This window comes from Actinacidiphila rubida (genome assembly GCF_900110255.1).
GTDB classification, from domain to species: Bacteria; Actinomycetota; Actinomycetes; order Streptomycetales; family Streptomycetaceae; genus Actinacidiphila; species Actinacidiphila rubida.
On record NZ_FODD01000002.1, the window covers coordinates 1 to 23062 of the forward strand.

At 73.1% G+C, this 23062-nt stretch carries 15 protein-coding genes and 1 pseudogene; 8 read left to right on the forward strand and 8 right to left on the reverse strand.

Annotation, left to right across the window (positions count from 1 at the left end; genetic code table 11):
- Nucleotides 1–495: pseudogene (locus tag BMW99_RS01665) on the reverse strand (galactosylceramidase); the annotation flags it as partial.
- 243 nt (nt 496–738) lie between these two features.
- Between BMW99_RS01665 and BMW99_RS01670 the strand changes: the two are divergent.
- Nucleotides 739–1809 (forward strand): glycoside hydrolase family 43 protein, encoded by a 1071-nt coding sequence (locus BMW99_RS01670; protein ID WP_075016103.1) that lies wholly within the window; start codon nt 739–741, stop codon nt 1807–1809.
- 22 nt (nt 1810–1831) lie between these two features.
- On the opposite strand, the gene BMW99_RS01675 is transcribed toward BMW99_RS01670, so the two are convergent.
- Nucleotides 1832–2878: an FG-GAP-like repeat-containing protein gene (locus tag BMW99_RS01675; RefSeq protein ID WP_079138717.1), complete on the reverse strand. Its 1047-nt coding sequence runs from the start codon at nt 2876–2878 to the stop codon at nt 1832–1834.
- 303 nt (nt 2879–3181) lie between these two features.
- Here BMW99_RS01675 and BMW99_RS01680 point away from each other — a divergent pair, with 303 nt between their 5' ends.
- Entirely contained in the window at nt 3182–5551 is a 2370-nt protein-coding gene (locus tag BMW99_RS01680) for a chitobiase/beta-hexosaminidase C-terminal domain-containing protein (RefSeq protein WP_079138716.1), read from the forward strand.
- A 141-nt stretch (nt 5552–5692) separates the two neighbouring features.
- Here BMW99_RS01680 and BMW99_RS01685 read toward each other — a convergent pair whose 3' ends face one another.
- Complete coding sequence (locus BMW99_RS01685) at nt 5693–6997, reverse strand: MFS transporter (RefSeq protein WP_069465437.1); 1305 nt, start codon at nt 6995–6997, stop codon at nt 5693–5695.
- A gap of 492 nt (nt 6998–7489) precedes the next feature.
- On the opposite strand from BMW99_RS01685, the gene BMW99_RS01690 reads away from it, so the two are divergent.
- Entirely contained in the window at nt 7490–8413 is a 924-nt protein-coding gene (locus tag BMW99_RS01690) for an alpha/beta hydrolase (protein WP_075016172.1), read from the forward strand.
- A 221-nt stretch (nt 8414–8634) separates the two neighbouring features.
- On the opposite strand, the gene BMW99_RS01695 is transcribed toward BMW99_RS01690, so the two are convergent.
- The 3 genes from BMW99_RS01695 to BMW99_RS01705 form a co-directional block, all read right to left on the reverse strand.
- Complete coding sequence (locus BMW99_RS01695; protein WP_075016105.1) at nt 8635–9114, reverse strand: cupin domain-containing protein; 480 nt, start codon at nt 9112–9114, stop codon at nt 8635–8637.
- An 89-nt stretch (nt 9115–9203) separates the two neighbouring features.
- Nucleotides 9204–10010, reverse strand: coding sequence for an SDR family NAD(P)-dependent oxidoreductase (locus tag BMW99_RS01700; RefSeq protein ID WP_075016106.1), 807 nt, complete (start codon nt 10008–10010; stop codon nt 9204–9206).
- Nucleotides 10007–10816: an alpha/beta hydrolase gene (locus BMW99_RS01705; protein ID WP_069467194.1), complete on the reverse strand. Its 810-nt coding sequence runs from the start codon at nt 10814–10816 to the stop codon at nt 10007–10009. Before BMW99_RS01705 ends, BMW99_RS01700 begins: the two co-directional genes overlap by 4 nt.
- A gap of 487 nt (nt 10817–11303) precedes the next feature.
- On the opposite strand from BMW99_RS01705, the gene BMW99_RS01710 reads away from it, so the two are divergent.
- The 4 genes from BMW99_RS01710 (at nt 11304) to BMW99_RS01725 (ending at nt 14937) form a co-directional block, all read left to right on the forward strand.
- Nucleotides 11304–11921: a YceI family protein gene (locus BMW99_RS01710; RefSeq protein ID WP_069467193.1), complete on the forward strand. Its 618-nt coding sequence runs from the start codon at nt 11304–11306 to the stop codon at nt 11919–11921.
- A 437-nt stretch (nt 11922–12358) separates the two neighbouring features.
- Entirely contained in the window at nt 12359–13075 is a 717-nt protein-coding gene (locus BMW99_RS01715; RefSeq protein WP_075016107.1) for a TetR family transcriptional regulator, read from the forward strand.
- 7 nt (nt 13076–13082) lie between these two features.
- Entirely contained in the window at nt 13083–13874 is a 792-nt protein-coding gene (locus tag BMW99_RS01720; RefSeq protein WP_075016108.1) for an SDR family NAD(P)-dependent oxidoreductase, read from the forward strand.
- A 22-nt stretch (nt 13875–13896) separates the two neighbouring features.
- A complete protein-coding gene (locus tag BMW99_RS01725; protein ID WP_069462984.1) occupies nt 13897–14937 on the forward strand; it encodes an NAD(P)-dependent alcohol dehydrogenase in 1041 nt (346 codons plus the stop codon).
- Between the two features lie 69 nt (nt 14938–15006).
- Here BMW99_RS01725 and BMW99_RS01730 read toward each other — a convergent pair whose 3' ends face one another.
- Nucleotides 15007–15954 (reverse strand): TrmB family transcriptional regulator, encoded by a 948-nt coding sequence (locus BMW99_RS01730; protein ID WP_069462983.1) that lies wholly within the window; start codon nt 15952–15954, stop codon nt 15007–15009.
- Nucleotides 15955–16069: 115 nt separating this feature from the next.
- Here BMW99_RS01730 and BMW99_RS01735 point away from each other — a divergent pair, with 115 nt between their 5' ends.
- Entirely contained in the window at nt 16070–20242 is a 4173-nt protein-coding gene (locus BMW99_RS01735; protein ID WP_069462982.1) for a S8 family serine peptidase, read from the forward strand.
- Between the two features lie 141 nt (nt 20243–20383).
- Here BMW99_RS01735 and BMW99_RS01740 read toward each other — a convergent pair whose 3' ends face one another.
- On the reverse strand, nt 20384–22945 hold the full coding sequence (locus BMW99_RS01740) for a tetratricopeptide repeat protein (protein ID WP_075016109.1): 2562 nt from the start codon (nt 22943–22945) through the stop codon (nt 20384–20386).
- Between the last annotated feature and the right edge of the window lie 117 nt (nt 22946–23062).

Below are 23062 nucleotides of genomic sequence, written 5' to 3' on the forward strand. Positions count from 1 at the left end.
CCAGGAGATCAGGTAGTTGATCGTGTCGGTCGACCAGAACCCGCCGTTGATCCAGCCCGGGGCGGCCCACGCCAGCCCATAGAGCTTGATCGACGGATTGCGGGCCTCGGCCTGCTCGGCGAGCCAGAACTCGTACCCGGCGTCGCAGTTGACCTGGCCGCGGGTGTGCTCGACCGAAGGCTCGGAGCCGTCGGTGGAGTTGGCGTCGCCGCCGATCTCCAGCTTCAGCATCTGCAGGTTCGCGCCGTACCCCGGCTTGAACAGGTAGTCCAGGATCTGCGACTGCTGGGCCACCGGATAGTCGCGCAGCAGGCGGGAGTTGCCCCCGCCGCCACTGATCGCACCGATCCCGTCGAACGTGCGGCCGCCTTGCGTTCCGTCCACGGTGACGGTGGTGGTGGTCGCGGCCCGGGCCTGGCCGGCGCCGACGGACAGGGCGGCGGCCAGGAGCGCGAGGAGCCATAAGGGCAGGAGGAGTCTCAGGTGTCGATGCACGGCGTGGTCCTTCGCCAGTGGGGGGCGGGACAGCTCATTGGGGCTTCCCGGCCCGGGGGCGTGGGGGCCGAACGGTCCGGGAGACTGGGCGACAGTGTGAGGTCGTGTTCATTTGAGCGTCAAGGTCCGTATCAATAAAACATGTTCCAACGAAAGGGAAATCCGGCACGGCGCCCCCCGGAGCCGGACAACCTGGGTTCATACGGTTGACATGTTCACAGCCTCTGTGGAATCTGTGGGTCGATGACACTTCTGAGAAGGCTCCGGTGCGCGCTCGCGGTCACCCTGTCCGGCGGCCTGGCCGCCGCGCTCTCACTGCTGTGCCCGGCACCCGCCCAGGCATCGCAGACCACCGTCCACAACGCCGATCCGAGCGTGATCCGGGTGGGCGGCACCTACATCTCCGCGGAGTCCGCCGGCGGCGGCATCGCGGTGCGCGAGGCGTCCTCCCCCGGCGCGCTCGGGGCCGCGGCCTCCCACACGGTCTGGTCGGACGCCAAGGGCCGCGGTGAGGTGTGGGCGCCGGAAATCGTGGTCGACGGCGGCCGGTACTTCATCTATTTCACGGCCGGCACCGGCGCGGCGCACCGGATGTACGTGATCAGCTCCGCCACCGCGAACAGCGGGTACGGCGCCGAGACCCAGCTGGCGCTGCCGGACGGCAAGTGGGCCATCGACGGGAACATGTTCACCTTCGGCGGCCAGCGCTGGTTCGTCTGGTCGGGCTGGGCGGGCGACACCAACGTCGAGCAGAACCTCTACCTCGCCCGGATGAGCAGCCCGACCACGCCGACCGGCGCGCGCTTCGTCATCTCCCAGCCGCGCGAGAGCTGGGAGCGGGTGGTCGGCAACCCGTACATCAACGAGGCGCCGGCCGCCATCAAGGACCCCAACGGCCAGCTGCACATCGTCTATTCGGCCAACGGAAGCTGGAGCGACCAGTACTGTATGGCCGATCTGCGGCTGCGGCCGGGCGGCGACCCCACGTACGTGTGGGACTGGTACAAGTCCAACGGCTGCCTGTTCGGCTCGCACGCGGCGACGATGATGTCCGGCTGGGACCCCACGCTCCACGTCGACGGCCCCGGCAGCCACAGCTTCGTGCTGCTCGACGGTGACATCGGCACCAGCCCGCCGGCCGGCCCGACGTTCCCCCTGATGTTCACCGCGGTCCCGAAGGGCACCCCGTACTCCTGGTCCAACCGCTACTGGTTCACCGGCAGCTTCTGCTGGTGGGGCGGCACCACCTACACCAGGGCCGACGTGCCCGGCGCCACCAGCAGCACGGGATGGGGCCTGAAGTTCTTCGAGTGACCCGGGACCGCCCGCGGTCGCGTCAGTACGCGGTGTCCGTCCTCTCCAGGCCCACGTCGCCGTAGACCTTCTGGAAGAGCCCGTTCCCGAGGCCTGAGTAGAAGACGTAGGCGTCCGGGGCGAAGCCGTAGAGGTCGTTCGTTCCGTCGCCGTCGGCGTCGCCGGGTGCGAGCAGGAACGTGTACATGTTCCACCCGGCACCGATCCTGCTGCGGGCGCCGAAGGCGCCTCTGCCGTTGCCGGGGTAGCGCCAGAGCACCCCGGCGGAGTCCCGGGCCAGCAGGTCGCCCCTGCCGTCGCCGTCGAGGTCGCCGGCCGCGGTGATCCGCTTCATCGTGTTCCAGCCGGCGCCGATCCTGACCCGCGCGCCGAAGGCACCCCTGCCGTTGCCGGGATAGAACCACAGCACGCCGGCGGTGTCCCGTGCCAGCAGGTCCTCGGTGCCGTTCCCGTCGAGGTCGCCGTGCCGGGTCAGCGCCGTCATGGCGTTCCATCCGCCGCCGATCAGCGTGCCCTTCCCGTCGCCCTTGAGGAACCACAGGCGCCCGGCGGGCGAACGGAACAGCAGGTCCGTGTGCCCGTCGCCGTTCAGGTCGCCGAACGGCTTCGCCGCGCGGGTGACCGAGGCGTCGTCGGAGCGCCAGGTGAAGTACTCGACACCCGTCTCGCACTCCCGCCGGCTGCTGGTCAGGAGGAAGGACCGGACGTGCCGGTCGACGTCCAGGCCGTTCAGGTTGACGACGGCGTCGTTCCCGCTCATGACCCACTTCTCGGGATCGGCGTACTGCGCGGAGCGGTTGGGGCAGAAGTACGTGTACCCGGTCCGGTCCACGTAGGAGCGCGCCCGGTCGGCCCAGGTGCCCAGGGACATCTGGCTGCCGGTGTAGCCGACGACGGCACCGGTACCGTCCAGGCCGTCGAAGAGGCAGAGCTTCCCCTTCGGGCAGCGCGCCACGGGACTCGTGACCGATGTCGATGCCGAAGCCTGCGGCGCGGAGACGGCGGCAAGGCCGGTGGCGGCCGCCAGGCCGAGAACGGCGCCGACGGCAGCGCTACGGACGGTACGCATGAACCCCCCCAGGTCTGAAGAGGGTCAATGTAGCGGCTCACGCGGGCGGTTGGGGAAGCAGGGGCGCGGAAGCCGTAGAAGCAATCCCGTCCGACTTCTTGACGGTCGGCCGGGGCCACCTGACACTGCCTTACGGATCCATGGCCCCTTGAACCACAGATTGAGAGCGTTCTCTGAAAACGATTCAGAGGCGGAAACAGGAATGCTTCAGCTCATCACAAGGGAACGAGCGCGATCTACCCCCACAATCCGCGCCGCCTCGACGTTCAGTTCATGAACTCGGGTGAAAGGACCCCCCACTTCATGCGTACATCCCTCACCGGGAGCCGACCCGGTCACGCCACGCGGGCCAGACGGCGGGTCGTCGCCGCGCTCGGCGCGCTGGCCCTGCTGCTGGCCGGACTGCTCGGTCTGTCCGAGACAGTCGGGACCGCGTCCGCGGACTCCTCCGACTACACGCAGAGCGTCGCCCAGACCAGCAGCGCCCAGGCCCAGGTCACGTTCACACCGACCTCGACGTCGTCCTACGTGATCATCCACTACCTGGTGAACAGCGCGAACCAGCAGAACGTGCAGATGGCGGCGTCCGGTTCGGCCTGGACGTACACCGTCGGCGGGCTGTCCAGCGGGTCCGTGCTGACCTACTCGTTCACCTACACCAAGAACGGCCCGCAGTACGACACCCCGCAGTTCACGTACACCCAGGGCGGTGGGACCACGACGCCGCCGGGGACCGTGGCCACCCCCACCTTCAGCCCGGGCGGCGGCAGTTACACCTCCGCCCAGCAGGTGACGATCTCCGACGGCACCTCGGGCGCGGCGATCCACTACACCACCGACGGCTCCACGCCGACGGCCTCCTCCCCGGCGTACAGCGGCGCGATCAACGTCGCGAGCACCAGCACGCTCAAGGCGATCGCGGTGAAGTCCGGATCCACCGACTCGGCCGTGGCCAGCGCCACGTACACCATCGGCACCACCCCGGCGTCCTGCCCGGCGCAGTCCGACACCCCGGACTTCGGCTCGAACGTGCACGTCTTCGACCCGTCGATGGGCAACGCGGCCATCCAGGCGCAACTGGACTCCCAGTTCAACCAGATGAAGGACACCCAGACCGCGCAGTTCAGCGAGAACCGGGTGGCCGACCTGTTCAAGCCGGGCACCTACAACGTCGAGGACAACGTCGGCTTCTACACCTCGGTGGCCGGCCTCGGGCAGAACCCCGACGACGTCACCATCAACGGCGACGTCACCGTGGACGCCTTCAACGCCTCCGACGCGGGCAACGCCACGCAGAACTTCTGGCGTTCGGCCGAGAACCTCGCCATCAACCCCTCCAGCGGCACCGACCGCTGGGCCGTCGCCCAGGCCGCGCCGTTCCGCCGCATCGACGTGCACGGCAACCTGGCCCTCTACCCGGCCAGTTACGGCTACGCCAGTGGCGGCTACATCGCGGACACCAAGGTCACCGGCCAGGCCGCGTCGGTGTCGCAGCAGCAGTGGTACACCCGCGACAGCAACCTCGGCAGCTGGGCGGGCGGCGTGTGGAACATGGTGTTCTCGGGCGTGAACGGCGCCCCGGCCACCACGTTCCCCAACCCGCCGGAGACCACCCTGGGCACCACCCCGGTCTCCCGTGACGTGCCGTACCTGTACATCGACAGCTCCGGCAAGTACCACGTGTTCCTGCCGAGCCTGCGCACCAACGCCTCGGGCCCGAGCTGGGCGAGCGGCAGCACCCCGGGCAGCTCGCTGCCGATGAGCCAGTTCTACGTCGTCAAGGCCGGCGACACCGCGGCCACCATCAACAACGCGCTGGCCGAGGGCTGCAACCTGTTCGTCACGCCCGGCGTGTACCACCTGAACCAGACGCTGAACGTCACCAAGGCCAACACCGTGGTCCTGGGCGTCGGTTACCCGACCTTCGTCCCGGACAACGGCGTCAACGCGATGCAGGTCGCCGACGTGGACGGGGTCCGGGTCAAGGGCCTGCTGTTCGACGCGGGCACCACCAACTCGCAGGCCCTGCTGACCGTCGGGCCGTCCGGCTCCTCGGCGAGCCACGCGTCCAACCCGACCACGATCCAGGACGTGTTCTTCCGGATCGGCGGGGAGGTCGCGGGCAAGGCGACCCAGAGCCTGGTCGTCAACAGCAGCAACACGATCATCGACCACATCTGGGCCTGGCGCGCCGACCACGGCAACTCCGGCACGGTCGGCTGGACCACCAACACCGCCGACACCGGACTGACCGTCAACGGCGCCAACGTGCTGGCGGACGGTCTGTTCGTCGAGCACTACCAGAAGTACGAGGTGGTGTGGAACGGCCAGGGCGGCCGGACGATCTTCTTCCAGAACGAGAACCCGTACGACCCGCCCAACCAGGCCGCCTGGATGAGCTCGTCGGGTGTCAACGGCTACGCGGCCTACAAGGTCGGCGCCAACGTCACCACGCACGAGGCGTGGGGCCTGGGCAGCTACTGCTACTTCAACGTCAACCCGGCCGTGAACAACTACCACGCGTTCGAAGTCCCCAACACCGCGGGCGTGAAGTTCCACGACGCCCTGACCGTCTCCCTCGGCGGCGTGGGCACCATCACCCACGTCATCAACGACACCGGAGCGGTCACCGCCTCCAACACCACCCCGAGCAACGTGGTGTCCTTCCCCTGACCCCGAGCGCATCACTCGCCTGACGACCGTGGGCCCGCCGCACCGCCGGCCGGGCCCACGGCCGTTCCTGCGTCAGCTGCCGGTACCCGCCCGGCGCGGGCGGCTGACCGGGGGGGGCGGAACGCGCGGTGCCCGGGCGCGTCACGGACGTTCGGAGGCCGCCGGCACGCAACTCCACGCGAGGAGGGCCGCGGTCAGGTAGGCGAAGGCGCCGACGGCCATGCTGGTCCGCACACCGGAGCTGTAGCCGGCGGCGGACGCGAGCAGGCTGCCGCCGAGGGCCACACCGGTGGCGCTGCCGACCTGGCGCGTGGTGTTGAACAGCGCGGAGGCCGCACCCGCGTACCCGGGGGGCGCGGCGCCCATCACCGTGGTGGTCGAGCCGGTGAGGGCGAAGGACGTGCCGAAGCCCGCCGCCATCATCGGCGCCACGAGCAGCGGATACGCGGCCTCGGCGCCCGCCACGGCCCAGCCGGCCAGCCCCAGGGCGGCCACGAGCATGCCGCAGACCACCAGCGGGCGGTCACCGGTGCGGCGGGCCAGGCGCCCGGACAGGACGGACGCGAACATCGTCACCGCGACCGCGGGGAACAGCGCCAGCCCGGTCCGCAGCGCGCCGAAGCCGCGCTGGTGCTGGAACTCCAGGCTCGCGGTGAACACCATGCCGTAGAACCCGAAGTTGAAGAGCAGACCGATGACGGCGCCCCCGCTCATGGCACGCGAGCGCAGCAGGCTCAGCGGAAGGACCGGGGAGCGCGCCAGCCGTTCGCGCACCCAGAACGCGGCGGCGGCCAGCACCGCCAGGCCGACCCCCGCGAGGACGGCCGGATCCGACCAGCCGCGGCGCCCCGCCTCGTTGAGCGCCGCGGTCAGCAGCGCCACGGCCGCGACCACCGCGCACTGCGCCGGCCAGTCCAGCGTCCGCGACGCGTGGCGGGGCGAACGCGCCACGTGCCGGAGCGTCAGCACCAGGCAGGCCGCGCCGACCGGCAGGTTGACGAGGAACACCCAGCGCCAGCCGACGGTGGAGACCAGCAGCCCGCCCAGCAGAGGGCCGGCGGAGGCGGCGATCCCCGCCATGGACCCCCACAGCCCGAAGGCCCGCGAGCGGGCGGCCGGTCGGGGGTAGGCCTGCTGGAGCAGGGCCAGCGAACCGGGCACGATCAGCGCCGCCCCCAGCCCCTCCACCAGCCGGGCGACGACGAGGAACGCGGAGTCCGGTGCGAGCGCGCACGCCGCCGAGGCCGCGGTGAACACCGCGACGCCGCAGCAGAAGACCCGGCGGTTGCCCAGCCGGTCGCCCAGCGCGCCACCGGTCAGCAGGAACCCCGCGAAGACGAGGGTGTACCCGTCGGTGATCCACTGGATCCCGGTGAGCGACGCCGACAGCTCCCGCCCGATCACCGGCACGGCGACGTTGATGACCGTCACGTCCAGGATCACCATGAAGTACCCGGCGCACACCGCCAGCAGCGGCGCCCAGGACCCGGGCCCTCCGGACGCCGCCGGCGCCCCAGCGACCCGCCCGGCGCCACTACCGCCGGCCCACCGAGCGAGCGCCACGACCCCGACTCCGTCCCGTCCGCGGGGGAACTCCGCCGAACCCCACGACAAGGAACATATGCGGCGGCGCGTATCTCCCGCCGTCGCCTCGCGGGCCGGCCCGGCACGGTGCCGGGCCGCCGCGCCGGACGGCCGGGCCGGGCCGGGCGGCGGACGCGCGACGGAGCGGACACGTCATCCTCATGTCGCCTGCGCCCCGCGGTGCGCTATGGGCCCGAATGACTGCTTCGTCGGCGATCCGTCATTTGACTGACGGTGATCGGCCGGCCGGGACGAAAACTGGACACGGGCGGATCACACGTCCGCACGGCCGCCGGTCCCCGGCCGGGGACCGAAGGACCCAGTGCCCGACGGGCAGAGCGAGGAGTCATGAACATGAGCAGGACATCGGTGACGTTCGACAGCGCGGGAATCACGGTGGCCGCGCACCTGTACCTGCCGGAGGGAGCCGGGGGCGCCCGGCTGCCGGCGCTGGTCGTCGGGCACCCGGGCACGGGAGTCAAGGAGCAGACGTCAGGTCTGTACGCGGGGCAGCTGGCCGAACGCGGCTTCGTGGCGCTGGCGTTCGACGCGGCCTACCAGGGCGAGTCCGGTGGTTCGCCGCGCGGTCTCGAGGACCCGGCGCAGCGCGTCGAGGACTTCAAGGCCGCCGTCTCGTACCTGACCACCCGTGAGGAGGTCGACGCGCGGCGCATCGGCCTGCTGGGGGTGTGCGCGTCGGGCGGCTACGCGCTGTCCGCGACCGGCGGCGACCACCGGGTGCGGGCCGTGGCCACGGTGAGCACGGCCGAACCGGCCCGCCAGTTCCGTTACGGCGCCGACGGCACGCAGTCCCCCGAGGTCTTCCAGTCCCTGCTGGACGCCGCAGCGCAGGCCCGCAGCGCCGCCGCCCGCGGGGAGGACCCGGGGGTGATGACGATGTTCCCGCCGACCGCGGAGGAGGCCGGGGCGCTCGGCGGCGCGCACGGCGTGGAGGGCTGGGAGTACTACTGCGGCGCCCGCGGGTACCACGAGCGTTCCGCGAAGTTCCTGGCGTGGGAGAGCGTCGACCGGATGGCCTCCAGCGACGTCTTCCACGCGGTGCCGCTGATCGGCCCGCGGCCCATGCTGCAGCTCCTGGGCGAGCGCGCCGTCACCGCGTGGATGGGTCTGGAGGCGCACCGCCGCGCCACCGGCCCCGCCGAGGTCCACTGGATCGCGGGGGCCAGCCACGTGGACCTGTACGACAAGCAGGAGTACATCGGCCCGGCCGTCGACAAGCTCGCGGAGTACTTCGGCAAGAACCTGAGCGCCGCCTGAACACGAGCGCTGCCGGGCTGGCGGGGGCCGCGCGTCCGTACGGCGGCTCCCGGCCCGTCCCGGGTGGACGGCGGGCGCCTTCGGGCACCGGGGCCGGGAACGACGCGGGCGGCACCGCGCGTGTCCGCGTGGTGCCGCCGGCGCGCCGTCATCGCGTCGTCATCGCGTCGTCGCCGGGTCGTCCGGCGGGCCGCGCCGCCGTCGTGACCTGGCCGGGGAGCTCACAGGGTCGGCGGCGGCCCCGTGACGCGCAGGCGGAAGGTCTCGGCCGAGCCCACGACGGCGGCCAGGTCGAACGCCGGGGGGACGTCCCCGGCTTCGGCGACCGGGGTCCCGTTGACCTTGAACCACTCCTCGATGAGGGCCGGGCTGAAGACGACGGCTATCCGGGCGCCCTCGTCGGAGCGCACCAGGTAGCTGTGCGGCACGCCGCGCGGGCCGTACGCGAACTGGCCGGGCGTCAGGTCGTGCCGGTCGTCGCCGACGTAGAACGAGACCTCGCCGTCGAGGACGAACCAGAGCTCTTCCTCGTTCTCGTGCACGTGCTGCGGGGGCGCGTGGCCGATCGGGTCGGAGAACTCCATGACGCTCATGGCGTTTCCGGTCGCGGACCCGGGAAGCAGGATCCTGGTCTGCCCGCCGAGGAACCAGAACGGCTCGCGCTCGGGGGTGGGTTCGAAGGTCGGGAAGTGGTTGATCACGGGGGCTCCTGAGGGCGGTGCGCGCACGGGGGCGTGCGCGGTCGGTTCAGCGACGGTTCAGGCGTGGTGCGTGGTGCGGGACGGCGTGGTCAGAGCACGTCGGTCATGCCGCCGTCGATGAGGAAGTCGGCGCCGGTCACGTTGCCGGAGCGCCGGCTGGCCAGGTACACGACCAGGTCGGCCACTTCGGCGGGCAGGGTGAACCGGCCGGTGACCGCGTCGGCCGCGGCGGTCTCGGCGACGGCGGCCGGATCGAGGCCCAGGCCGGCGCCGACGGTCGCGGCCACGCCGCCCGCGCCCTTCCACAGCGGCGTCTCGACCGGCCCCGGGCTCACCGAGTTGACCCGCACGCCCTGCGGACCCACCTGCTTGGACAGCGCCTTGCAGAAGTTCGACAGGGCCGCCTTGGCGGCGCTGTAGTCGAAGACCAGCGGGTCGGGAAGGCGTGCGTTGACCGACGAGACGGTGACGATCCGGCCGTCGCCGGCCGCGATCAGGTGCGGCAGCGCGCTGCGGGTGGCCCGTACGGCGGCCATGAGGTTGACGGTGAACGTCCAGTCCCAGTCCGCGTCGGTGGTGGCCAGGAAGCCGTCGACCCGCGGCCGTACCGCGCCGACGTTGTTCACCAGGACGTCGAGCCCGCCGTGCGCGGCGACCGCGGCGTCGACGAGGGCGGCCGGACCGTCGGGGGTGGCCAGGTCGACCTCAACGACGGTCAACTCGGCGCCCTCCTCGACCAGGTGGTCGAGTTCCCCGGTGCGGTTCCTGGTGCCGGCGACGACCCGGGCGCCCGCCGCGAGGAGACCCTCGGTGACGGCCAGGCCGATGCCGCGCCCGGCGCCGGTGACCAGGGCGCTCTGCCCGGCCAGTCCGAGATCGTAGGCGGGCGCGGTCACCGCCGGCCTGCCAGGTCCTGCCGCCGCAGCCAGGCCAGCGCCTCGCCCGCGACCTCGCGCCAGCCGCCGTCGATCGTCAGCGAGTGCCCGCGGTCGGGGAACGTCATGAACTCGGTGACGGCCTCGGAGTGCCGGTACTGCTTGAGCGTGGCCCGGGTGACGGTCTCGGGGACGGTGTGGTCCTTGCCGCCCGACATCAGCAGCAGCGGCCCGCGCCCGGAGTTCGCGGTGTCGACCTCCGCGGGCGAGTGCGGGTTGAAGTTCGCCGCGGCGGCCTCGAACAGGGGCTTGCCCGGCGCGGGGATGGTCCACTGCTCCCACAGCGCCAGGGACTCGTCCTCGCTGACGGCGTTGCCGAACGAGAAGCGGAACTGCTCGGCCGTCAGGGACACGGCGCGGCGCTTGTTCGCCGGGTTCTTGAACACCGGGAGCGTGGAGCGCAGCGCGGACAGCGGCAGCGGCAGGACGCCCTTGATCTGGGCGGCGTCGATGGCCACGGCGGCCAGGGCCAGGTCCTGCCCGAGGAGCTTCTGCGCGATCATCCCGCCGAAGGAGTGCCCGACGAGGATCGGCAGCGTGTCCATCCCGCGGATGATCGCCGCGTAGTGCGCGACGACGTCGTCGATCCCGTGGTCGGCGATGCTCTCCGGGTTCTGCCGGGCCTCCTCCACGCTCTCGGGGTCACCGGGCCAGCCGGGCGCGGACGGCTCGTACCCCTCGGCGCGGAACAGGTCGATCCAGGGCTGCCAGGACGTGCTGTGCAGCCACAGGCCGTGGATGAAGAGGACGGGGGTCGGACCGCTCATGGCGTGACGCCTTTCTCGGGCTGGTCGGGAAGCGGGCGCGGCAGGGCGCGGCTCCGGTGCCCCGGGCCGGGGAGCGAGCCGCTGCCGTCAGCACACCACCCGCACGCACGCCCTCGAACCCTGGAAACACCCCAGTTCCCCAGCCCCCTGGCGCCGGACCGACCCCGGCACGAACCCCGCGGGACGCCTGCGGGCCGATGGGGCCGGCCTGGACGCGGGATGACACGGGCGGCGCTTCGCCTGGTCAGCGCAATGCCGCACCTCGGACGGCCCAGGAGCGCGTCCGATCCGCGAGTCCACCTGGTCGAAGGGCGACCGGCCGGACCGGGCGGCGGGCGCCGGACCCGGCCGCGGGTGACGGCGCCCGGCGATCGCCGCGGCCCACGCGGGGTGACCGGCATCACGCAAAGACGACAGTTCCGGCGGAATGGGACAAAGGGGCGGCTGGTTGAAATGCGAACCAACCCCGTCCCCCAGGGAGCACATCATGGGCCTGTTCACCCGCAAGACCGCCGTCGCCACCCCCGCCGCCGCTGCCCCGGCCGCCGCCGTCACCGCCGCCGATCTGACGCACCTGACCGGTGACTACGTCATCGACACCACGCACAGTGAGATCGGTTTCTCGGCGCGTCACGCCATGGTCACGACCATCCGCGGACGCTTCACCGGTTACGAGGGCACGCTGCACCTCGACGGTGCCAACCCGTCGGCGTCCCGCGCGGAGCTCACCATCAAGGTCGCCAGCATCGACACCGCGCTGGCGGCGCGCGACGAGCACCTGCGCAACGGCGACTTCTTCGCGGCGGACGAGTTCCCCGAGATCACCTTCCGCAGCACCAGGGCGGAGCAGGTCGACGACGAGACGTACCGGATGCACGGTGACCTCACCGTCAAGGGCATCACCCAGCCGGTCTCGATCGACCTGACGCTCAACGGCCAGGTCATCGACCCGTACGGCAACGTCCGTGTCGGCTTCGACGGCTCCGCGACCGTGAGCCGCAGCGACTGGGGTCTGACGTACAACGCGGCACTCGAGGGCGGTGGCGTCCTGATCAGCGACAAGGTCAAGCTGACCTTCGACATCTCCGCGGTCAAGCAGGCCTGACCCGGCCTCACTTGACGAGATCCGGCCCGGCGGCGGCGCATTCACTGCGCCGCCGCCGGCCGCGTTTCCCCGGCGCCGGCCGGATCCCCCCGCGGCGCTCGGGCCCCTCCCCGGTCCGGGCAAGGACGCGTGCCGCAACGCGGCCGTCCGTCGCTGGCGCCTGCGGACCCACGATCGGCCTGCACCGCATCGAGCTGGCCCACTCGACGGCCGACACACCCTCCTGCCGGGTCGCCGCCCGGGCGGGCTTCGCCCACGAAGGCACCAAGCGCGCGCAGGGTCCGCACCTCGACGGCTGGCACGACATGCGCGCGCCCGCCCGCCCGCGCGACGGCTGAGGCACGGCCGACGACCACGGCCCACCCCATGTCCCGGTGGGACATATGTCTCATCGGGAAAGATGTCCCATGGGGACATCGCGGCGTACGGTCGGGGACATGGACGCCGACGAAACCGAACCGGGCACCGCCGCCGTCGCGGACCGGCGCCTGCTGCGGGCGCGCCGCACTCGCGAGGCGCTCGCCACCGCCGCCGTGGACCTGATCCTCGAGCGGGGACTGGCCGCCACCACGGTGGAGGCGATCGCCGAACGCGCCGACGTCACGCGGCGCACCTTCAGCCGGTACTTCACCGGCAAGGAGGACGCCGCCCTCGGCTTCGTCCGCGACGACGGCGAGCGGATCAACGAACTGCTGCGCGCCCGGCCGGCCGGTGAGCCGCCCCTGGTGGCCTACCGCCGGGCCGTCCGCGCCTGGCTGGCCGACCGGCACACCCCCGCGCGCCACCTGCGCCCGCGGATGCGCCGGATCGTCGGCCTCCTCGACGAGGAGCCGACGCTGTTCGCCGCGTACGAGCGCATCCGCGTCGACGCCCAGGAGGAGTCGATCCGGATCATCGCGGCCCGCCTCGGCACCGACGACGTCCGGGACCTGCGCCCGGCCGTCGTCGTGGAGGCCGCGGCGGGCGTGCTGACCGCCGCCCTGCGCGCCTGGGCCCGCGGCCCGGACGAGCACGGCGGCCCGCACGCACCGGGCGATCACGCAGGGTCCGGCGCCGATCTCGCCGACCTCGTCGAGCGGGCCTACGACGTCCTGTCCACCGAGGCCGCCTCGGCGGCCGTCCACACCGAACAACCCCGCACTACCGATGAGTGAGACCACCATGAGCACCACCCCCACCACCCCCAACACCACGGCCACCGCCGGCGAGTTCGCCGGCCGCACCGCCCTCGTCACCGGCGCCGCGTCCGGCATCGGCCTGGCCACCGCCCGGCTGCTGGCCGACGGCGGCGCCGCCGTCGTCATCGCGGACTTCGACGTCCCCGGTGCCGAGAAGGCCGCCGCCCGGCTGACCGCCGAAGGGCTGACGGCCGCGGCCACCGAACTGGACGTCACCCGGCCCGAGTCGGCCGAGGCGGCGGTCCGCTTCACCACCGAGACGTTCGGCGGCCTCGACCTCGCCGTGAACAACGCCGGGATCGGCGGCCCGAGCGCGCCCACCGGCACCTACGACATCGCGGCGTACGACCGGGTCATCCGCACCAACCTCGACGGCGTCTTCTACTGCATGCGCCACGAGCTGCCCGCCATCGAGGCCACCGGCCGCGGCGGCGCCGTCGTCAACGTGGCCTCCATCCTCGGCTCCGTGGGCTTCGCGGGCTCACCCGCGTACGTGGCCGCCAAGCACGGCGTCGTCGGCCTGACGAAGACCGCCGCCGCCGAGTACTCCGCCATGGGCATCCGGATCAACGCGGTCGGCCCCGGCTTCATCGAGACCCCGCTGCTGAGCCGGATGGACGAGCAGGCGCGGGCCGCGCTGGTCGCGCTGCACCCGGCCGGGCGGCTGGGCCGGCCCGAGGAGGTCGCGGAACTGATCGCGTTCCTGCTCTCCGACCGCGCCTCGTTCGTGACCGGCAGCTACCACCTGGTCGACGGCGCCTACACCGCCGTCTGAGCCACCGGAGAGGAGACCCACCGTGAAGGCACTGCAGTACCGCACCATCGGCGCCGCCCCCGAGGTGGTGACCGTCCCCGATCCGGAGCCGGGTCCCGGGCAGGTGCTCCTGAAGGTCACCGCCGCCGGGGTGTGCCACTCCGACATCGCGGTCATGAGCTGGCCCGCCGACAGCTTCCCCTACCCGCTGCCGCTCACCCTCGGCCACGAGGGCGTCGGCACGGTCGTCGCGCTGGGCGCCGGCGCCACGGGCGTCCGTGAGGGCGACGCCGTCGCCGTCTACGGCCCGTGGGGCTGCGGCCGGTGCGCCAAGTGCGCCGAGGGCAAGGAGAACTACTGCCTGCGCGCCGACGAGCTGGGCATCCGCCCGCCCGGCCTGGGCGCGCCCGGCGCCATCGCCGAGTACCTGCTCGTCGACGACCCGCGGCACCTCGTGCCGCTGGACGGGCTGGACCCGGTGGCCGCGGTCCCGCTGAACGACGCAGGCCTGACCCCCTATCACGCCATCAAGCGGGCCCTGCCCAAGCTGGTCCCGGGCTCGACCGCGGTGGTCATCGGCACCGGCGGCCTGGGGCACACCGCGATCCAGCTGCTGCGGGCCCTGAGCCCGGCCCGGGTCGTCGCGCTGGACGTCAGCGAGGACAAGCTGCGGCTGGCCCGCGAGGTCGGCGCCCACGAGACGGTGCTGTCGGACGACGCCGCTCCCGCCGTCGTCCGCGGACTGACCGGCGGCCTGGGCGCGCAGGCGGTCTTCGACTTCGTCGGCGCCGCCCCCACCGTCGCCGTCGCCGCGGCCGTCGCCGGGGTCGAGGCCGAGGTGTCCCTCGTCGGCATCGGCGGCGGCACGCTGCCGGTCGGGTTCGGCGTGCTGCCGTTCGAGGTCTCGGTCAGCGCGCCCTACTGGGGCACCCGCGGCGAGCTCCAGGAGGTGCTGGCCCTGGCCCGCGCCGGTGCCGTCTCCGTGCATACGGAGACCTTCTCCCTGGACGAGGCGCCGCGGGCGTACGAGCGGCTGCACGCCGGAACGGTCAACGGCCGCGCGGTGATCCTCCCCCACGGCTGACCCCACCCGCCGCGGCGGGCCCCGGAACCTCCGGGCGCCCGCCGCGGCGTCGCGCGTGCCCGCGGAGTGTCAGATCCAGCCGCGCCGGCCGGCGATCACCCCCGCCTGGAAGCGGTTGGACGCGCCGAGGAGTTCGTGGAGCCGCCGGGTGCGCCGCCGCATCGTCCGTACCGACCAGCCCAACTGGCGTGCGATCGCCTCGTCCTTCAGCCCGCTCACCAGCAGCACGAGCATCTGCCGGTCCTCCTCGCCCAGCGGGTCCTCGGCGGGCGCGTTCAGCGGCAGGGCCTGCCGCCAGCACAGTTCCCAGTAGTCGACCACTGCGTCCAGCAGCGCGGACGGCCGGATGATCGCCGCGCGGACCTGGGTGAGGTCGAGGGACAGCGGGATCAGGGCGAGCCGGTCGTCGGCGATGGCCACCTTGACCCGCAGGCCCGGCAGTACCCGCGCCTGCTCGCCGCGCTTGACCAGTTCGCGGATGTCGTCCAGGACGCCGGGCCACTCCAGCGCCTCGGGCGCGTACACCGCGCGGTAGACCACCCCGCGGGACATCGCCGCCGCCTCCACGGGATTGGACGTGGTCAGGGCGTACGGCGGGCGGTCCAGGGTGCGCACCTGCTCCCTGGCCTGCTGCTGGAGCGTCACGAACCAGCGGCCCAGCGCGTCTCCCCCGGTGGCGATCTCCACCTCCTCGACGTCGTCCTCGCGGGCCGCGGCGAACATCCGGGACAACTCGGATGCGGCGACCCGCACATGCTCCAGCTCGCTGGTCCGCGACCGGACCAGCGCGTCCAGTGCGGTCTGCGGCTCGATCGCGGCGTAGCGGCGCCGCGCGCCGGCCAGCCGTCCCACCAGGCCGTGTTCGCGCAGCCGGTCCAGCGCCCGGCCCACCCGCTCTGCGGAGCAACCGAGTTCGTCGGCTATCTCGGCGGGCGAGGCGACCCGCCTGCTGACCGCCGCGTAGTAGACGGATTCGTCGAATGGGTCGATACCGGCCGGAGTCAGGTCCTGGGGCATCCAGGTATGGTGGCTCATTTGTGCCAATGGCTGCAACGGGCCAGGCAGGAAGCGTTGTCCAGCGGTGCACCCGGGACGTAGGAACTCACCTATGCCAATCAACCCAAGAAGGCCCGTGGCCTTCGCCGTTGCCGCGGTGACCGCCGGCGCGCTGCTCACCGCGCTGCCGCCGGCCGCCTCTGCGGCGCCAGGCGGGGCCGAACGCCGGGTGATCGTCGAGCTGTCCGGTACCCCGGCCGCCGTCGGTGCCCGCCTGGACACGGCGGACCGCGCGGGGAACTCCCGCATCGCCGCCAGGCGCCAGACCCTCGCCGCCGCCCAGGACACCTTCCTGTCCGGCGCGCGGCAGGCCGGCGTGCACGCAGGCTCCGTACGCCGGTTCGGCCTGCTGAGCGACTCGGTCGCCATGACCGTCCGCGCGGGCGACCTCGCCTCGCTGCGGCGCCTGCCGGGTGTGGCGGCGGTCGTCCCGGACACCCCGATGCACACCCTCACCGATGTGAGCGTGCCGCTGATCGGCGCGCCCGACGTGTGGAAGATGAAGGGCCCGGACGGCTCGCCGGTGCGCGGCAAGGGCGTCACGGTCGCGCTGCTCGACAGCGGGGTGGACTACCGGCACCCCGATCTCGGCGGCTGCTTCGGTCCGGGCTGCAAGGTGGTGGCGGGCCACGACTTCGTCAACGACGACGACGACCCGATGGACGACAACGGCCACGGCACGCACGTCGCGGGCATCGTCGCGGCGAAGGCCGCGGAGCCGGGCGGCATCACCGGCGTCGCCCCGGACGCGACCCTGACCGCGTACAAGGTCATGGACGACAGCGGCAGCGGCTACATGTCCGACATCATCGCGGGCCTGGAGGCGGCCACCGACCCGGCGAACCCGCACCGCGCGGACGTGGTCAACATGAGCCTGGGCGGTCCCGGTGACGGCACGGACCCGCTGGGCCTGGCGGCAACGGCCGCCGTGCGCGCGGGAGTCGTCGTGGTGGCCGCCGCCGGCAACGAGGGCCCCGGCCCCGAGACGGTCGGCACCCCCGCGGCGGCCGACGGCGTCATCGCCGTCGGCGCCTCCACCAGCGGCGTGCGGCTGCCCTCCGCGTCGTACGTGGCGGGATCGAAGCGCGAACTCGTGCAGTCTCAGGAGTGGCTGATGTCGGCCAACGGGCCGGTGAAGCCGGAGACGGCCCAGGTGGTCGACGTCGGCACCGGCGACCCGGTGGACTGGGACGCGGTGGGCGACGTGCACGGCAAGGCACTGCTGGTGCAGCACGCGCTCAGCCCCTTCTACGACCCCTGGTTCGCCCAGTTCGCCCAGGAGGCGGAAAAGCACGGCGCGGTCGCCGTGTTCGCCGGTGCCCCCGGCGGCTCGGCAGGCCCGCAGTCCGTGCCCGCGCAGCGCCGCGCGGCCCCCGCCGAGCCCGGCGTGGTCACCGCGCAACCCAGCTCGCCGCACGTCAGCGCCTCCGGCGACGACACGCGCTTCGACTCCGTCGTCCTGATGAGCCTGGACCAGTTCGCCTACCAGGAGATGGCCGCGAAGGCGGCGAGCGGGCAGGCGACGGTCGAGATCACCGGTACCGACGTCACGGACCGGATGGCCTCGTTCTCCTCCCGCGGCCCGGTCGCCGGCACCTACGCGCTCAAGCCCGACATCGTCGCGCCCGGCGTGCAGATCAGGTCCACCATGTACGGCGCCTGGGCGCCCGGCGTCTACCGGATGTCGGGAACCTCGATGGCGTCGCCGCACGTGGCCGGCGCGGCCGCGCTGATGCGCCAACTGCGCCCGCACGACACCCCGCAGCAGATCACGTCCGCGCTCGTGGGTTCCGCCAAGCCGCTCGACGGCCCGGGCATCGCCACCCAGGGCGCCGGCCGGCTCGACGTCGCCGCGGCCGCCGGCACCGTGCTGACGGCCTCGCCGGCCACCGTCTCCCTGGGCCTGGCCGACATGGCGCGCACCACGGTCGGTGCGGACGGCACGGTGACGCTGTCCAACCCGGGCAGCGGCAGGATCTCCGCCGCGGTCTCGGTGACCGGGAGCGCGACGGTGACACCGCGGCACGTGACGATCGCCGCGGGCGGCACCGCGCGGCTCACCCTCCATGTCTCCGCCAAGCGGCCGGACGCGGACACCGACCTCGACGGCCGCATCTCGGTGCGTCCCGACCGGGGTTCGGCGCTGACGGTCCCGTACCTGCTGGCGGTCCGGCCGATGACGGTGCGGGTCTCCCCCGACCCCAGTGACGGCCACGCCACCGCGTACGTCTACAGCCCGACCCCGCTGGCGTCCGCGCCGGTCCTCACCGTGACGCCGCCCCACGGCCGTCCCGTCACCGTCACGGCGGCGCTCGACCACGGGACCTGGTACACCGCGCCGCTGACCGGCAGCACGCCGGGCGTCTACCGCGTGGCGGCGAGCGCTCCGACGGCGACCGGCCGGGAACTGGTGGGCTCCGACGCGTTCGAGGTGACCGCGCCGACCCCCTCCGGCCGCGCATGGCAGCCCGTCGGCCCCAACGACGAGAGCGGCACCCTCACCACGTCACCCAGCGCCGCCGGCCAGGCCGTGATGACCGAGCCCGGTGAGTCCGCTCTGTGGTTCACCGGCGACAAGGGCGCGTCCTGGAACCGGATCAGCCGGCTGCCGGTGACCGAGGGCACCGGCAGCGTGGTGATCGACCCGAAGGACGCCGCGCACTGGTGGTACGCCGTCGACGGCGGTACCCCCGGCCGGAGCTACCTCATGGAGACCCGCGACCACGGCGGCACGTGGCAGGTCCTGGACACCCTGTCCAGCGACATCGTGTCCTTCGTCGCCGACGAGCAGGCCCACACCCTGGTCGCCGTCACCGGCACGGACCTCGTGGTCAGCACCGACGGCGGAGCGACCTGGACCACCGTTCCCAGTGGCGTCTCCGGCATGGTCCGGCAGGCCGTCTTCGCCGGCGGCATGCTGTACCTGGAGACGTACGACAACGGCCTGTGGGCCGTGCCCGGCGTCCAGGACGGCACGCCCGGCACGCCTCGGCAGCTCCTCGCCGACTCCTTGCTGTCCGGCTTCGCCGTCGTCGGCGACACCGTCGCGGTCTGGCAGATCGGCAACGGCGTCAAGGTCAGCCACGACCTCGGTGCCACCTGGGCGACCACGCTGGACCTGCCCTACAGCGGCGGCTTCGGCCTGATCGCGTCCGGCGGCGACCTGTACATCGGCGCGGGCAGCGACGACACCAGCTGGGTCAGCCACGACCAGGGCCGCACCTGGAAGCAGCTCCCGCTGCCCTCCTCACGTGCCCTGATCACGGACTACGACCGGTGGGCCGACGGTACCGTGACCGTGTCGTCCGACGAGGACGGCGTGTACCGCAGTGCAGCCGACGGCACGGGCGCGCACCGCATCGGCGTGCAGGGCCAGACGGTGTTCGACCTCGCGGTCAGCGGCGGCAACCTGCTGGCCGGCACGTACAGCGGTAGCTACCGCACCCGGCTCCCGGTCGCGTCCCCCGAGTGGGGCCGCTCGGGCAACGAGGGCTGCGTCGGCTGCGAGGTGACGCTGCTGGCCTCGGCGGGGAAGAACGTGGCGTGGCGGGTCGTCACGCTGGCGATCGGCCAGTTCAACGTGCAGCGCAGCGCGGACGCGGGCGCGACGTGGACCACCATGGGCACCTACGGGGAGACCCCGGACGCACTACTGGTGGACCCGACCGACCCGAACCGGGTGACCGTCGCCTACCACGTGATCGGCGAGTCCGGCCTGTACACCACCGGCGACGGCGGCAAGACGTGGAAGGTCCTGCACCAGCAGCACGTCTACACGGCGCTGGCGGGCGACCCCGCGCACCCCGGCCGGCTGTGGATGGGCTCGGCGGACGGCCTCTACCGGTCCGACGACAACGGCACGACCGCGACCAAGGTCGCGGACGGCTCCGTCGCGTCGATCACGCTCGACGGGTCGCGGCTGATCGTCGGCGGCGACGGCATCCGGATCAGCTCCGACGGCGGGCGGACGTTCACGGCCGCCGACCTCGGCGGACTGCCCACCTCGGTGTCGGACGTCCTGCGGGTCGGCGGCGCGCTCTACGCGGCGACGGCCGAGACCTGGCCCAACGGGCTGCTCAAGGGCGGCCGGGGCGTCCTGCGCAGCACGGACAACGGCCGCACCTGGTCGAGCGTGTCGGCGGGGCTGCAGGATCTCGACGCCACACGTCTGGCGGCGGCGCCCGACGGCAGCGCGTTGTACGTCGGCACGGTCGACGGAGGTGTCCACCGCCTGCCGCTCACCCGCTGACGGTAGGTGGCGCCTTCCCGAAGCCCGCGGATTCCGCGGATTCCGCGGGTGCCTCGGCTGCCGCGTCCGGTGCCCCGTACGAACCGGCGGGTTCGTACGGGGCACCCGTGCGTCGCGGCGCCATGTCGCCTGCGGCGGCGCTCAGTTCGGCGGCGGCGGTCCCGCGAGGCGGCCACGCAGTTCCGTCGCGCGCTGGACGTCGAGGTCGTGCGGGCCGTAAAGGGCCTCTGCCTGGGGCAGGTTGTCCCGCAGGAGCGCGGACGCCTGCTCGGGTCGGCCCGCCTCGGCGAGCCGTTCGGCGTACAGCACGCGGGCCTTGACGGTGAGCGGGTGCGAGACGCCGAGGAGGCGTTCGCGTCCTTCGAGGGCTTCGCGCATCAGGGCGAGCGCGGTCTCGTGATCGCCGGACAGCGAACGGGCCCAGCTGAGGACGAGTTTCGCGGAGTGGACGAGCGGGTGCCCGTCGCCGTAGAGGTGGACGCGTGCCTGGAGGGCCCGTTCGGCGGCCGCGACTTTGGCGTCCTTGGACGCGTCGGTGCGCAGCAGCCCGTAGGCGTAGTTGCTGTAGGCGATGGCGGTGACCACATGGCCGGTGCCGAGGCTGCGCTCGGCGTCGGCGATCGTGGCGGGGCCGTCGCGCAGGAAGGTCTCCGTGCGGCCGGCGTGCGCCAGGAACTCCAGGGCGTAGGCGCGGCTGCGGAGGGTTTCGACGTGGTCGTTGCCGAGCGTGCGCCGCTGCCCGTCGACGGCCCGCCGGATCCAGGTGAGGGACTCCTCGGAGCGTCCCATCAGGTAGAGCGTCATGCTCAGGGCGGCCGCGGTCTCCAGGGTCTCGTGGTGACGGGCGCCGAGTGCGGCCGCGCGCCGCATGTGCACGCCGCGCAGCACCTGTTCGGCCTCGTGGTAGGCGCCGAGGCGGCGCAGGTGGTCGCCCTGGTGGTGGCGGGCGGTCATGGTGTCGTGGTGGTCCGGGCCCTGCAGCCGGGCCGAGACGTCGCCGGTCAGCGTGGCGGCCTCCACGGCGCCCCGGTAGTCCCCGGCCTCGCAGATGAGCTGGGCCGTACGGATGCCGAGCGCGGCGGCCTGCGGGCACGTCTCGGCGTCCGTGTGGTGCAGCAGCGCCGTGACGTGCGGGACCAGCAGCCGCAGCCGTGCGAGGTGGGCGGGAGCCGCGTCGGCGGGCAGGGCCGCGTCGAGCAGGTGGATGGCGGTGAGCAGGTAGCTGGAGCGTTCCTCGGCCTCGATGCCGGCGTGGACGCTCTCCAGGACCAGGCCGTGGACCTGGAGGCAGGGCGTCGTCGTGGCGGCGGACGGCGGCCCGGTGTAGGAGTGCGCCGAGACGAGGGAGTTGTCGATCAGCGCGCGCAGGGCCGTCTCGGCCCGGGCCCAGAAGTGGTCGTCCGCGGCGGGTTCCGCGTCCGGCGCCGGATGGTCCGACAGGACGGCCTGCGGGACGGGGGCCTGGCTCCAGCAGGACAGCAGGCGCAGCAGGGTGCCGGCCTCCGGCAGTCCCCGGGCGGTGAGGTCGTCGAGCGTGATCTGCCAGGTCCAGGAGAGCCGTTGGCGCAGTTCCCCCTCGGTGGCGGGCGCGCCGTCGTCCTCGACGTAGGGGAGTTCGGCGCCCTGGTCGGCGAGGAACATGCCGTCCCGCTCGAAGCGCGCCCGGTAGTCGTTCAGGGACCACGTCTCCAGGGCCTGGCGCTCCAGGTAGCTGCCGGCCAGCCGCAGTGCGAGGGGCAGGCGGCCGAGCCGGTTCGCCAGGTCGAGGGCGTCCTGCGGGGTGCCGCGGCCGGGCGCGAAGTCGGTGATGACGCGCGCCGCGTCCTCGGGTGGCAGGACGTCCAGGTGGTGGAGTGCCGCGCCCTGCCACTGCGGGGCGCGGGCCCGGCGGGTGGTGACCAGGACCGTGCCGGTGCGGCCGGAGCGCAGCCAGCCGTCGAGGAGTTCGGGGTTGTCGGCCTTGTCGACGACGAGCAGCCAGCCCTCGGCCCGTGCGAGGTGCCGCCACACCAGGTCGGCCGCCGCCAGCCGTCCGTCGTGGGCGGCCTTCAGGTCCGCCGGATCGGCGCCGAGTTCGGCCGCCACCGCGAGCATCCCGCGCCGCAGCCCGGCGCGGTCGGCGGCGACGACCCACAGGCCGGTCAGGCCGGCTGCCTCGGCCGCGCGGAACACCTCGGCGGCGAGCGCGGTCTTCCCGCTGCCGCCCATGCCGTGGAGCACGTGCGGGGCGCCGGGTATGCGTGCCGCGGCGCTCAATTCGGCCAGCAGCTCCGCGCGTCCGCGGAAGACCCGCGGCGGGCTCTCCACCCGCGGCGTGCGCACCGACTCCTGCCACAGACCGGTCTCCCGGTCGGCGGAGGTCACGAACGGGTCGCCGGACGCGTGGGAGTGGTCCCGGTACACGGCCCGCGGTCCCCCGTTCCGGAACGGCTCCCGCGCGGCGTCGGGCCCGGGTTCCGGTTCGGCGGCCGGCTGTCCGCCGAGCGGCCCGGTCGCGGAACCGGAGGGGCCGGACGGGCCGGAGACGTGGGGCGGCCCGGTGGCGGGACCGGACGGTTCGGCGGCGGCCTCGTCCGGGAGGCCGCGCACGCGACGTGCGAGCAGGGTCGCCTCCGTGCGGGCCCGCTGCCACACGGCGGTGACCGTCAGAGTGACCAGGGTCGTGCCCGCCGTGACGGCCACAGTGGTCAGTGCCGCGTTCATCACTGCCTCACCGTCATCACGACATCCCACCAACCACAGGAGTATAGACGCACTTTCACTCCTCGCGTGGGGGTTTTGGCCGGTATTCGACCCGGGCCCCTTGCTGGCCGCCGCGGT